At 62.8% G+C, this 12,638-nt stretch carries 12 protein-coding genes; 4 read left to right on the top strand and 8 right to left on the bottom strand.

The genetic code is table 11. The features are described 5' to 3' along the window. Window positions 1-70: 70 nt before the first annotated feature. The 3 genes from J5251_RS11495 to J5251_RS11485 are packed head-to-tail and all read right to left on the bottom strand — an operon-like array spanning window position 71 to window position 3,191. Complete coding sequence (locus J5251_RS11495) at window positions 71-1,234, bottom strand: amidohydrolase (protein WP_208574054.1); 1,164 nt, start codon at window positions 1,232-1,234, stop codon at window positions 71-73. Then, a complete protein-coding gene (locus J5251_RS11490; protein WP_208574053.1) occupies window positions 1,231-2,466 on the bottom strand; it encodes a PLP-dependent aminotransferase family protein in 1,236 nt (411 codons plus the stop codon). Before J5251_RS11490 ends, J5251_RS11495 begins: the two co-directional genes overlap by 4 nt. 59 nt (window positions 2,467-2,525) lie before the next feature. After that, window positions 2,526-3,191 (bottom strand): TetR/AcrR family transcriptional regulator, encoded by a 666-nt coding sequence (locus tag J5251_RS11485; RefSeq protein ID WP_139006222.1) that lies wholly within the window; start codon window positions 3,189-3,191, stop codon window positions 2,526-2,528. A gap of 165 nt (window positions 3,192-3,356) precedes the next feature. Here J5251_RS11485 and J5251_RS11480 point away from each other — a divergent pair, with 165 nt between their 5' ends. The 3 genes from J5251_RS11480 to J5251_RS11470 are packed head-to-tail and all read left to right on the top strand — an operon-like array spanning window position 3,357 to window position 6,029. Then, the gene (locus tag J5251_RS11480) at window positions 3,357-4,313 is read left to right on the top strand and encodes an ABC transporter substrate-binding protein (RefSeq protein ID WP_208574052.1); all 957 of its coding nucleotides are present in this window, start codon (window positions 3,357-3,359) and stop codon (window positions 4,311-4,313) included. A gap of 40 nt (window positions 4,314-4,353) precedes the next feature. Further along, window positions 4,354-5,271 carry an amino acid ABC transporter permease gene (locus J5251_RS11475; protein ID WP_139006224.1) on the top strand — a complete coding sequence of 306 codons (918 nt, stop codon included), beginning with the start codon at window positions 4,354-4,356 and terminating at the stop codon, window positions 5,269-5,271. Beyond that, window positions 5,271-6,029 (top strand): amino acid ABC transporter ATP-binding protein, encoded by a 759-nt coding sequence (locus J5251_RS11470; RefSeq protein WP_208574051.1) that lies wholly within the window; start codon window positions 5,271-5,273, stop codon window positions 6,027-6,029. The genes J5251_RS11475 and J5251_RS11470 overlap by 1 nt, the downstream gene beginning before the upstream one ends. A gap of 98 nt (window positions 6,030-6,127) precedes the next feature. Here J5251_RS11470 and J5251_RS11465 read toward each other — a convergent pair whose 3' ends face one another. The 5 genes from J5251_RS11465 to J5251_RS11445 form a co-directional block, all read right to left on the bottom strand. Beyond that, a complete protein-coding gene (locus J5251_RS11465) occupies window positions 6,128-7,240 on the bottom strand; it encodes a mandelate racemase/muconate lactonizing enzyme family protein (protein WP_208574050.1) in 1,113 nt (370 codons plus the stop codon). 66 nt (window positions 7,241-7,306) lie between these two features. Then, the gene (locus J5251_RS11460; RefSeq protein ID WP_244250950.1) at window positions 7,307-8,086 is read right to left on the bottom strand and encodes an amino acid ABC transporter ATP-binding protein; all 780 of its coding nucleotides are present in this window, start codon (window positions 8,084-8,086) and stop codon (window positions 7,307-7,309) included. 22 nt (window positions 8,087-8,108) lie between these two features. Then, window positions 8,109-9,080 carry an amino acid ABC transporter permease gene (locus J5251_RS11455; RefSeq protein WP_244250637.1) on the bottom strand — a complete coding sequence of 324 codons (972 nt, stop codon included), beginning with the start codon at window positions 9,078-9,080 and terminating at the stop codon, window positions 8,109-8,111. Window positions 9,081-9,085: 5 nt separating this feature from the next. Further along, the gene (locus J5251_RS11450; RefSeq protein WP_208574047.1) at window positions 9,086-10,027 is read right to left on the bottom strand and encodes an ABC transporter substrate-binding protein; all 942 of its coding nucleotides are present in this window, start codon (window positions 10,025-10,027) and stop codon (window positions 9,086-9,088) included. A 26-nt stretch (window positions 10,028-10,053) separates the two neighbouring features. Beyond that, entirely contained in the window at window positions 10,054-10,920 is an 867-nt protein-coding gene (locus J5251_RS11445) for a hypothetical protein (protein WP_208574046.1), read from the bottom strand. 29 nt (window positions 10,921-10,949) lie between these two features. On the opposite strand from J5251_RS11445, the gene J5251_RS11440 reads away from it, so the two are divergent. Next, window positions 10,950-12,623 carry a PucR family transcriptional regulator gene (locus J5251_RS11440; RefSeq protein WP_208574045.1) on the top strand — a complete coding sequence of 558 codons (1,674 nt, stop codon included), beginning with the start codon at window positions 10,950-10,952 and terminating at the stop codon, window positions 12,621-12,623. The last annotated feature ends 15 nt before the right edge of the window (window positions 12,624-12,638 follow it).

The following is a 12,638-nucleotide window of genomic DNA, read 5'->3' as shown; positions in this document are numbered from 1 at the left end:
GGTGGTTGCGTTTTATACGCAACCACCCGTCGTCGTGTTGCGGATAATCCGAAGAAAAGCTAAGCGTTTGTCATCCGCCTCCCGCCAGCAGCCGGTGCCGTTGCGCCTGATCGGTGGCGAGATCAATACAGGTCCACGCCATGCCAAGGGCACCGTCCCGAACCGCCTGGTCGCCGGCACGGGAGATGGCGAAGTCTGCGAATTCGGCGCTGTGGATCGGCGGGCAGTCATCGCCGAGTCCGATCATGGGATGGATCGACGGAAAGTACTGCGACACGTTACCCATGTCCGTCGATCCGGCCAACAGCGCTTCCTCGCGAGGACTCCTGCCCAGCGCCCTGGCATTGGCGTTATACAAGTCGGCCATAGGACCGTCGGTCTTGAGGTTTGCGAAGCTGTGGCCCGTCTGGTCGATTTCCAGCTGGCAGCCGCTGGCAACCGCACCTGCTTCAAGGCAGCGGTGGAGGACATTGGTTACCTGGTCAAGGGACTCCATCGAGTCCGCGCGTACCATCCATTCGCCGGTGGCCTTGTCGGGGATGACGTTGGGTGCGGAGCCCGCGTTGAGCACGTAGCCGTGGATTTGCTGGTTCGGTTTCAGCTGTTGGCGGGCAAGACCGATGGCGGCCAAGGCGACCGTCAGGGCGTCGAGTGCATTGATACCCTCATGGGGTGCCGCGGATGCGTGGGCGCTCCGGCCACGGAAGGTGGCCCTGTAGCCGGAGCATGCGTATGGCCTCATCGCGGACTCGTCATGCGCGTTTGGGTGGACCATCATCGCGGCATGGGTTCCGTCGAAGTCACCCTGCTGGAGCATGATGATCTTGCCTCCCGCAGTTTCTTCAGCAGGCGTTCCCAGCAAGCGGACGGTCACGCCAAGCTCGTCGGCCAGCGGAGCCAAGGCCGTGAACGCACCGAGGGCTGCGGCGGCGATGATGTTGTGCCCGCACGCGTGCCCGATCCCGGGGAGCGCGTCATACTCCGCGCAGATGGTTAGGACGAGTCCGCCATGTCCGGCCTCGGCCCGCACGGCGGTGGGAAGTTCACCCAGTCCGTGCTCTATGCGTGCTTGGTCGAGTGCTTCCAGCTCGGCCACCAGCCAAGCAGAGGCTTTGACCTCCTCTAATCCAATCTCCGGACTGCCATGGAGTCGATGGCTGAAGTCGACAATCCGGTCCAGTCCCGCCTCTAGCGCCGCCTCGGCCCGCTGCTTCAGGGTATCCACCGTGCTCATGCCGTGGCTCCCTGGATGCTCTCCGCGATGGCCAGTCCGAGGCGCCGGACGCCTTCCCGCAGCCGTTCAGGCCTCTCGAAGGAGAACGCGATGCGCAGCTGGTTGCCACCGTCCCCGTCGGAATAGAAAGCGCTGCCGGGCACAAATACAACCTTGTGGCCGATCGCCCGGTGCATCACGTCTTCACCGGATATGCCCTCGGGAAGGGTCACCCAGGTGAAGAAGCCTCCGGTGGGTTCAGTCCAGGTGGTGCCGGCTGGCGTGAAGTCCGCAAGCGCTGTCATCGTGGCCTCACAGCGGTCCCGGTAGAGGTCCGCGGCTGTGGCCAAGGTTTGGCGCCAGTCGGTTTGGCGCAGGTACTCCTGCACAAGCATCTGGCTCAGAACAGAGGGGCAAATGGTGGTCGCTTCGGAGGCCAGTTGCAGTTGCCGGCGCACGCCATCGGGCACTACCGCCCAGCCCACACGAACCCCTGGGGAGAAAATCTTGGAAAAGGAACCGAGGTAGAACACGTTCTCCGGGTCCAGCTGGTGGAGGCTCGGCAGGTAGAGGCCATCGAAGCTGAGCATGCCATAAGGATTGTCTTCGATGATGGCCAGCCCCGCCGCCCTGCAGATACGGACGACGTCCGCCCGCCGCCCTGCAGAGAGGGTGACGCCGGAGGGATTATGGAAGTTGGGGATGGTGTAGAGCAGCTTGACCCGTTTGCCCTCGGCAGCCAGCTCGCCTATTTTCCGCTCAAGTTCCCCGGGTATCAGGCCGTCGTCGTCCATGGGGACATGAACCACGTCGGCCTGGAGACCGTCGAAGACGCTGATGGCGCCAACGTACGTAGGGCCCTCGGCAAGGATGACGTCCCCCGGATCGCAAAAGAGCTTGACCAGCAGTTCAAGCGCCATCTGGGACCCCGCAGTTACCTGCACGTTGGCGGGAAGTGCCGGGTTTCCTTCGGCCGCCATGACCGAGCAGATGAGCTCCTGCAACTCCCTGGTCCCGCCGCCCCCGCCATACTGCAGCGCGTCCAAGCCCTGGGTGCGGACCAGCTCGGCCGCCGTATCCGCGAGCGCGTCGAGATGCAGGACGCTCAGGTCCGGATTGCCGCCGGCCAGGGAAATCATCCCCGGCTGCATGGAGATGTCGAAGACCTCGCGCACGGGCGACGGTTTGTAGCCGGAGGCACGAGCTGCGAACAGGTCCGCTGCCCTGAAGGACGGAAAGGAGGTGATGGTCATGAACTTCCTCGTTCTGTTGGCGTTGCGCAAAAGTGGAATCGGCTGGGAATAGCGGCTGGTCAGTGTTCTGCTGCGCAGGCGAGCGTGGACTCCCATGCGGATGTATCAACGCCCAGTTCGGCGGCGGCAAAGCGATAGAGCAAGCGCCGCATGTCCTCGGGGCTACTCCCGTAGGTTCCGTTCACGGTCTGGATGGCGAGACCGTCGACGACGGCGAGCAGAAGCCGGGCCGCGTCCTCGGGGTCATGGACGGGATTGATGCTGCCCTCGGCAACCGCTTCCTCCAGGACGTCCAGGAAGAACTTGCGCCACAACTCGAGAATGGTGTTGACCTCTTGCCGCATGGCCGGGTCCTTATGCGATGCGGCGTACAGCTCGAGCCAGAAGCCCCACGCGTCCGCGAAGGACCTGTCCCCTTCCACGGAGAACGTCAGCAGGTCACGGATCTTAGCCAACGCGTTCGCGCCGCGGGAGGCGATCTCGCGCCATTCCTCTTCGGCTTCGTGGATCCGGTGGTCGATGGTCGCCAGGATCAGTCGGTCCCTCGTACGAAAGTAATGCTGGATCATGCCGATGCTGAAACCGCTCGCCTCCGAGACCGCGGCAAAGGAGCAGCCGTCAACCCCTGAATTCGAGATGATGGCAGCTGTGTGGTTGACGATGGCCAGCCGGCGCTCTGCGATCGCTTCGTCCGTCACGGCATGTTTAATTCTTGATCCGCCCACCGCTTACTCCTTCTGATTGCACTTCCGCTGTGGCCGGCAGGAGGTCCCGTGCAGGCATGTCTTCAAAATAATCCTTGACAGTGATACGTGCCACTCCAATAATAAGTTGAACATATTGAAGTTATCAACACTTCTCTTAAACTCTTCGCCAATGGAAGGCGCACCATGAACACGATGTTCCGGAACTCTTGCCTCACGGTCACCGCACTCGCGTTGATGGCAGGTGTTACAGCCTGCACAAACTCCGAGAGCGCTGCCTCGTCCGGCGGTGAAGGCGCCAGCCAAGCTGCAGGGCCGGTGCTGGGCGCAGGCGGCCAGGAGGCGGCGCAGGCCGTGGAAGAAGACCCCGCCGTCAGCGCACTCGTCCCGCAGGACCTCAAGGACAAAGGGACCATGGAGCTGGTGACGGATCCGACCTACGCACCCATTGACTTCACCGACGACAAGGGCAACATCGTCGGACTGGAACCGGACATGGCTCTGGCCGCTGCCAAGAAGATGGGCCTGGACATCACGATCAATAAGGGAGATTTCAACGGCATCCTCGCCGGCATCGAGGCAGAGCGGTACGACGCCTCCTGGGCGGCATTCTCCATCACCCCGGAACGTCAAGAACGGGTCACCATGGTCAGCTACATGCAAGGGGGCACCTCGGTCATGGTTACGAAGGACAATCCCGACGGCATCGCTTCGGTCCTGGATCTATGCGGCAAGACGGTCGCCGCCCAGACCGGCACCACCCAGGCCCTGAGCGTCTTGCCGAGCTTCCAGGAAGAGTGCAAGAAGGCCGGGAAGGAAGAGGTTACAGAGCTGGTGCTCCCCCAGCAGGACAATGTGAACCAGGCAGTGGCAACCGGCCGAGCGTCAGCAATGGCAGCCGACGGCGCACTGATCGCCTACTATTCGCAACTGCAGCCCGATGTCTTCGCCGCCGTCGAGGACATCCTCGTCGAACCATCGCTGGCCGGCGTCGTCGTGAACCAGAAGGACAAGGAGCTTGCGGACGCTTTCAAGGCCGCCATCGACTCGTTGATCGCCGACGGCACCTACACGGAGATCATGGAGGCCTGGAGCCTGGGCAACACCGCAGTGGAAGAGTCCCAGATCAACCCCGCCAAGTGAGCCGGACAAATCAGGAAGGCCAGGCCCAGACATCATGACCATGGAACGAACGAGCAAGCCCGCCCCGGCATCCGGGTTGCCTGGCACAGACATCGACTACCTCGCGCTAACCGGTAAACCGGTGCTGAGGCGGAAGCGGCCCGGGCAGGTGGTGGCAATCATCGCCGTCGCATTCTGCATCCTCATCGCGGGCATCACGCTGGTTACCAACCCGGGCTTCGGCTGGGATGTGGTAGCCCGGTACTTCTTCGACACCAGGATCCTCGGCGGTCTGCTGACCACGCTGCAGCTGACTTTCATCGCCATGGCCATCGGGTTTGTTGTCGGGCTGCTGGTCGCGGTCATGCGGATGAGCGATAACTGGCTCCTAGCCGGTGTCGCGGGAGCGTATGTGTGGTTCTTCCGCGGGACCCCGTTGTTGGTGCAGCTGCTCTTTTGGGGCTTCGCCGCGGCACTCTTCCCGAAGATCGGGATCGGCATCCCCTTCATCGGACCGAACTTCGTCGAGTGGAACACCAATGACGTCATTTCCCTCATGACTGCGGCCATCCTCGGCCTCGGTCTGAACGAGGGAGCTTACATGGCCGAGATCGTCCGCGCCGGCCTGCTCAGCGTCCCGCATGGCCAGACTGAAGCCAGCCGGGCCATGGGCTTCAGCAAGATGTCCACGCTGTGGCACGTAGTGATTCCGCAGGCCATGAAGGTGATCATTCCGCCGGTGGGCAACAACGTGATCTCCATGCTGAAAACCACCTCGCTGGTCATCGTCATCGGGGTGGGTGACCTGCTATACAACACCCAGCAGATCTACGCCCAGAACCTGCGCCAGATTCCGCTGCTGATCGTCGCCAGCATCTGGTACATCATCCTCACCACCATCCTGACGTACTTCCAGGGCAAGCTGGAAAAGCGCTATTCGAAAGGCAACTTCCTCATTGCCGGAAAGGCGGCCCGCTGATGGCAACCGTCGAATTCCTCAACGTCCACAAAAGTTTCGGAGACGTGGAAGTACTCAAAGGCATCAACCTCACCGTCCAGCCGCAGCAGGTGGTCTGCTTGATCGGCCCGTCCGGTTCCGGCAAATCCACTCTGCTGCGCTGCGTGAACCACCTGGAGATGACCACGGCCGGCGCCATCCTGGTGGACGGACGGATGATCGGCTATGACGTTAAGGGCGATCAGTTGATGGAAGCCCGGCAAAGCGAAATCAACAAGCGCCGGTCGAAAATCGGCATGGTCTTCCAGAACTTCAACCTGTTCGGCCACATGACTGCGCTGGAGAATGTCATGCACGGCCCGCTGAAGCTGCTCAAGACCCCACGGGCCGAGGCGGAGGCGAAGGCACGCGATTTGCTGGGCAAGGTGGGCTTGGCCGACAAAGTCAGAAACTATCCGTCCCAGCTCTCCGGCGGCCAGCAGCAGCGCGTTGCCATCGCCCGGGCCCTGTCCATGGACCCTGACGTGATGCTCTTCGACGAGCCGACGTCCGCGCTAGACCCGGAACTGGTGGGCGAGGTGCTGGAGGTCATGAAGAAGCTGGCGCGTTCGGGCATGACGATGATCGTGGTTACCCATGAGATGGGATTCGCCCGCGAAGTAGCAGACGTGGTCGCGTTCATGGATAACGGCGTCATCGTGGAGCAGGGGGCACCGAACGAAGTCCTGCTCCACCCGCAGCACGAGCGGACCCGGAGTTTCCTGGCCCGCGTCTCCTGAGACCCGGGGCAAGCATTTTCGAGAACAACGACGGCGGGTGGTTTCCCATGCAACCACCCGCCGGCCCGCCCGTTCTGCCTGTTTATGACGAGGGCTCGTCACGCGACCACATCACACTCGCTCACGGTGAGTTCGGCAAGGATGTCAGTATCCACCTCGACGCCGAGGCCGGGGCGTTCGGTGATCTGGACGTCGGGAAGAACGTACTGCAGGTCCCCCGGTTCCTTCGCGAATTTCATCGGACCTGATAGTTCAGTGGAAACGATGTTGGGGTGGCTAAGTGCCAGATGGAACCCTGCAGCCGAAGCGATGCTGGTCTCCAGCATGGAACCGATCTGCACTTTGAGTCCCCCGAGTTCAGCCTGCGTCGCCAAACGGTGGCAGGGCGTGATGCCCCCGCTCTTCATGAGTTTCAGGTTGACCATGTCCACCGAGCGGTCGCGGACGAACCGTGCCAGATCGTCGACATCCACCACGGATTCGTCGGCCATGAGCCGTGCGCTCGTGTCCTGGCGGAGCAATCGGAATCCATCGATGTCGTCAGCAAGGATTGGCTGCTCTATCCAATCGATACCGAACGGCTCAAGGGCCCGGATCATGACGCGCGCCGTAGCGGGATCGCCCCACCCCTGGTTCGCGTCCACCCGGATTGCCAGATCGGCCCCAATTGCCGACCGCACGGCCCGCACGCGTTCGATATCCTGCCCGTCGCCGCTGCCGAGCTTCATCTTGAGGTGCCGGTAGCCCTCGCTCCGTGCCTGAACCGCCTGTTCGGCGAGCACTTCAGGCTCCAGGATGCTCATCACCCTGGCGATCGACGGCTGCTCTGCCCTGCGGCCGCCCAAGAGTGCGTAGATCGGGCGCCCAGCCGCCTTGCCGGCCAGATCCCAACAGGCAATGTCGACCGCAGCCTTCGCCGCACCGCATCCCCTGAGAACTTGGTCGAGCCGCTGATGGATGGCCGTGATGTCCCGCGGATCCATCCCGAGGATGGCCGGAACCAACTCGGTCTTGAGGGCTTCGACCGTTCCGGTCGGCGTTTCTCCGGTGATATGTCCATCCGGAACGCTCTCGCCGTAGCCCACCAAACCGTCGTCGGTCTCAAGGGTCAGGATGATGCTCGGCATTGAGCCGTAGGTGGCATAAGAAACCACAAAGGGTTCCAACAGCGGAACATCGATGAGCGCGATGGTGGCGCGGGAGATTTTCATTTGGAACTCGCAATTCAAGAGAGGGATAGGGATGGGATTGTCACGGACGTTCGAGGCACGGCCCGGCTACATGACGCTGTCGAGGAACGCGATGGTCCGCGGATGCTGCGGGTTATCCAACACCGCTGCCGGCGCACCCGATTCCACCACCACGCCGCCATCCATAAAGACGACATTGTCCGCGGCGCTGCGGGCGAAACCGATCTCATGGGTAACCACAATCATGGTCATCCCGTCGGCGGCGAGTGTCCGCATCACGTCGAGGACATCGCCGACAAGCTCTGGGTCCAGTGCGCTCGTTGGCTCGTCGAACAGCAACAGCTGGGGGTCCATGGCAAGCGCCCGGGCAATCGCGACCCGCTGCTGCTGGCCGCCAGAAAGCTGCGCCGGATACGCCTTTGCCAGGTGCGCCAGACCCACCCGGTCCAGCAACTCCATTCCGCGCTTGAGCGCCTGCTGCTTCGGCACCTTCTTCACTCCCACGGGAGCGGCCCAGATGTTCTCAAGGGCGCTCATGTGCGGGAACAGGTTGAAGCGCTGGAACACCATGCCGATGCTGCGGCGTTGCCGGGCGACTTCACGCGGATTCATTTCGAAAACCCGCTCCTGGCGCTGGGCGTAGCCGATCAGTTCGCCGGCCACGGAGATGCGTCCGCCGTCGATCCTTTCCAGATGGTTGATGCAGCGCAGGAACGTGGACTTGCCCGAGCCGGAGGGGCCCAGGAGGCACATGACCTCGCCGGCGTTGACGGTCAGCGAGATGCCTTTCAGCACCTCCACGCTGCCGTACTGCTTGCGGACGTTGCTTGCGACCAGCAGCGGTGTCGTCGCCGCGGAGCCGGGCATGGACCGTTGGGTTGCGAGGGCGTCAGTCATTGACCGGTCCTTTCGATTCTGGCTGCTTGCCTTTGCGGAACGAGGACACAATCCGGCCCAACGGCGTGGGGCCCGCTTGGCGCGCATTCCCACGGCCATAGTGCCGTTCCAGGTAGTACTGCGGCACGGACAGCACCGAGGTCAGGAACAAGTACCAGCAACTAACGACGACGAGCAGTTCCACCTGGCGGAGGTTTTGCGAGGAGATCTGGGTGGCCACGGTGTAGAGCTCAAGAACCGCGATGACGGACAGCAGGGACGTGTTCTTCAGCATCGAGATGGTTTCGTTGCCCATCGGCGGAATGATCACGCGCATCGCCTGAGGCAGCACCACCCGGAAGAGGGTGAATGCCGGAGACATTCCGAGCGAGGCCGCGGCCTCATGCTGGCCCGCATCCACCGAAACCAGCCCGCCCCGGATGATCTCCGCCGAATACGCCGCCTGGTTCAGAGTCATGGCCAGCAGCCCGGCGGTGAATGCCGGTACCAGCGTGTTGGTGTCTACCGAGAACACCGTGAAGTCCGTGAACGGGACGCCCAGGGATATCTGCGAATACAGCAGCCCCAGGTATCCCCAAAAGACGATCTGGATCAGCAGCGGGGTACCGCGGAATACCCAGACGTAGAACCAGGCGAAGGCATTCATCACCGGGTTCTTCGACAGGCGCATCACCGCCAGCAGCACGCCGAGGACCGTGGAGACGAGCATGGAAACAACGGTCACCACCAGGGTGAGGCCGATTCCGCTGAGGATCCGCGGGTGGAAAACGTAGCTGCCGATGGTGGCGTGGTCGATATTGGGGTTGGTCCACAGGGACGAGAAGAGGGCGACAAACCCCAGGGCCAGTGCCCCCGCAACGATCCACCGCCACGGATGCCGCAACGGAACAGCGACGACGTCGTCAGCTGTGCTGGCGGTGGTGTTCCCCGTTTCTCCAACATGCGGGGTGGGGAGGGTGCTCACCGGCTTCATGGTTTGGTTCCGCCCAAGTTGAGCCCGGTTTCCTTTACCGTGTAATCGGACAGGTCGTACTTCGCCAGGATCTCGTCATAGGTGCCGTCGGCGATGACCGCCTCGAGGGCTGCGAGGATGGCCTGGCTCAGTTCCTTGTCCTCCTTGAGGATGCCGATCCCGGTGTAGACGGGGTTGTAGCCGGCCGGATTCGCGGGGTCCTTCACGATGTCGAAGATCTTGCCGTCCCCAGCGGTCTTCGCGGCATAGGCTGCCACCGCTGAATCGACGACGTCGGCGGAGGCCTTGCCGGAGCGGACGGCTGTCTGCACATCGGTTTCCAGGGGGAGCTCGGCAACGTTCACAGGCTCGGAGCCCTTGTCCTTGCACTGCTGGTCGTAGCTGCGGAGGATCTCCCCCTGCACTGTCGCCTTCTGCACGGCCACGTTCTTGCCACATAGATCGAGAACGGTGGTGATGCTCTCCGGATTGCCCTCCGGGACCAGGATGGAGAATCCGGCGTGGAGGTAATCCACGAAGTCCAGGGTCTCCTGCCGCTCAACCGTGTCGTTCATGCCGGACATGATGATGTCGTTCTTGCCGGACTGCAGGGACGGAATGATGCTGTCGAACGCCTGCGTCTGCAGTTCCAGCCGCACGCCGAGCTTGGCGCCCATCGCCTGGGCAAGGTCGTAGTCCAGGCCCGTGAGTTGCTGGTTTTCATCGAACATCTCCAGCGGCGGATAGGGAATGTCCGATGCCACCTTTATCACTCCGGCCGATTTGTATTCCTCCGGCAGGGCCGCTGCGGCGGCGGGGTCGATGTTGGCCGTGGAGATTGGCTGCGGCTCCGCGGCCGGCGCGGCTCCTCCTGCACACCCGGTGAGTCCGACGAGGAGGCTCAGGCTTGCGACGCCGAGGACGTGGCGCACGGAAACTGCTCGATTTTTGTGGCGCATTGTTTACTCCTGGTGTTGGGTGTAGGTCAGGCCTGGCTGGTTTTGGACAGCCGGTACCAGCCGGTCCGGGTGACTCCGGTGGCGCGGTAGCCGGAGGCGAAGGCGGATTCGAAGATCCCGCGGATCGTCAACCGCCATTGGCTGGCTTCACCGGGATTCGCGGCACGCAAGGCGACGATGTCCTGCGGTGCACGGCACCAGAGGTTGCCCGGGGTTTCGCGGAGCAGTGGTCCGGAGTCGGGCCCGTATTCGAGGATGCTGACCAGGTCCGCTTCGGGCAGCTGCGGTTCTTCGACTGAGCCTTCGCTGCAGTTGATGCTTCGGGTGGAGGTCAGCGGCCAGACGGCGACGAGCCGGTCGCTTTCATCGTTGGCGTTGATGTCGTCCTGCATTTCGCCGTAGAAATCGCGGGCATATTCCGTGGCGTGGGCACCAAGTTTCGTGAGGTTGAAGCGGGCATTCCGGCTGACCAGAGGGTCGAAGGTCCACGTCATCGTGTCGATGCCGCGGGCCAGGGACCAGGCGCGCTGGTGTTGTTTGAGGGCGAAACCGACGCCCTTATCAGCCGTGCCGGGCAGGACGCCGGCGATCAGCGAATAGGTTGTTCTCCCTCCCGGGGAGACGATGCCAACAGCAGCGCCGCACAGCACGCCATCCGTCCTGTAGGCGGCGGAAACATTGCAGCCGGCGTGGGAGATGCTTCGCAGGAGATCGAAGGGAACGGGCGCACCGTGGGGAGACATTCCCCAGATGGAGATGAGCAACTCTTCAACGTCCCGGAGTCTTTCCCGATCGTGTTCATCGACGACCCGGACGCCGGCTCTAGCGGCGGCAGTGGCCGCCGCTTCCTCGGCGTGCGGTGCTGCCGGGCTAGCTTCAACTGTAAGTGACATGGCTCAACTATGGTCTGAAGTAAGGCGTCATGACTTCAGTGCCCGGCACCAACCTTGAGGGTTTGTCTTGTGGCCCAGCACATACCCCAGGTAATGTGCACGTGGTGGCCACCCTCGCGAAAACCCCGGACAGCATCGACTTGTCCGACCTCCTGCAAGTATTGGAGCGTTCCGGGCTGCTAGTCCGTTCGTACGGCAACGCCCCCAAGTTGTCCCTAACCAGCCCGGCTCTCTACGATTCGCTCGCACCCCTCGAAGGATTCCGTGGAGAAATCCTGCTTGGGATCGGCCTCCATCCCGCAGATCCAAGAACTAACGACGTCGTCCGGAGCGCCGCGAGCGCTGGTTTCGGCGCCGTCGTCTTGAAGCAGCTCTCCCAGAACATCGACGAACTCGTCGATACTGCCGTCGAAGCCGGCATCGCGCTGCTGGTGGTGGACGACGCCGTCGGCTGGCGGCAGCTCTACGCCCTCCTGGAATCGGCGCTGAGTACCGCGGCAGAAACCAGCAGGTCGCCCTCGCCGTTGGGGGCAGGTGACCTGTTTGCCTTGGCCAATGCCATCGCAGCCATGGTCGGCGGCGCCACCACCATCGAAAATCTCCAGGAACAGGTACTGGCCTACTCGGCCCTCCCCGACCAGCCCATCGACGAGGACCGACGGAACGGAATCCTGGGGCGACAAGTTCCCTACCTGCCGGAAAACGCCGAGCAGTACGCCTCCGTGTTCCAATCTCGCGGCGCAGTGCATATCAAGGGGATCGGCACCGCATTGGACCGTTTGGCTATCGCCGTCCGGGCAGGGAATCAACCGCTGGGTTCCATCTGGGTTGTCGACGCTGACGGAGACCTGGATTCCGACGCGGAGCAGGCACTGGAGCGCGCCGCCGATATCGCCGCCCTGCACATGTTGCGTGCCCGCAGCGCCAACGATCTCGCCCGGCAGCAACGGGCAGAACTCCTCCGCCGGCTCCTCGAAGGCGGCGACGACGTCCAACTCATTGCGGAACAGCTCGGGCTGAAGCCGTCTGGCCCCTTCGTCGTCGCCGCTTTCCAACCGGAACTCAGGCAAACCGACGAAATCTCCCTGCTCCGCATCGTAGACCTTGTCACCACACAATGTGAGTCCTACCGGCAAGGCGCCCACTGCGTACTCATCGGCACCACCATCTACGCCCTTTTCACCGACGCCGCTGCCTCAGCCCTCAACTCCATCGAGACTCTGGCACGCCGGCTGATTGAGCGGTCCGCCGCCACCCTGCCGGTCCGGCTTCGGGCGTCGACCGGCTCTGCGACGGCGACCGTCGCTGGCATCAGCCGTTCACGGCATGACGCAGACCTCGTCCTGTTGATGCTCGCTTCAGGCCGTAGCGTCGGTGCCTACGCCAGCGCCCAGGAAGTACGCAGCCGCCTGACCCTACTTGAGCTCGCGGCACAGTTCCGGAAAACCCCGCGTCTCATGTCCCCGGCCGCAACGAGGATGCTGGAGTTCGATGCCAAATCCGGCACCGAGTACGCCACGACGCTGCGTACCTACCTCGATTTCTCCCGTGACTCCGCCAAAACTGCCGCCGCGCTTTCGCTGCACCAGAACACCCTGCGCTATCGTCTACGGCGCCTCAGCGAACTTTTTGGCATCGACCTGGACCAGCCCGAAGACACCCTGGTTCTATGGCTCAGCCTGCACCTGCACGAGTTGCTCTGAGGCGTGCCGAAGCAA

The sequence above is a fragment of the Arthrobacter crystallopoietes genome, assembly GCF_017603825.1.
GTDB lineage: Bacteria > Actinomycetota > Actinomycetes > Actinomycetales > Micrococcaceae > Crystallibacter > Crystallibacter crystallopoietes_B.
This window is presented reverse-complemented; position numbering and strand designations above follow the sequence as displayed.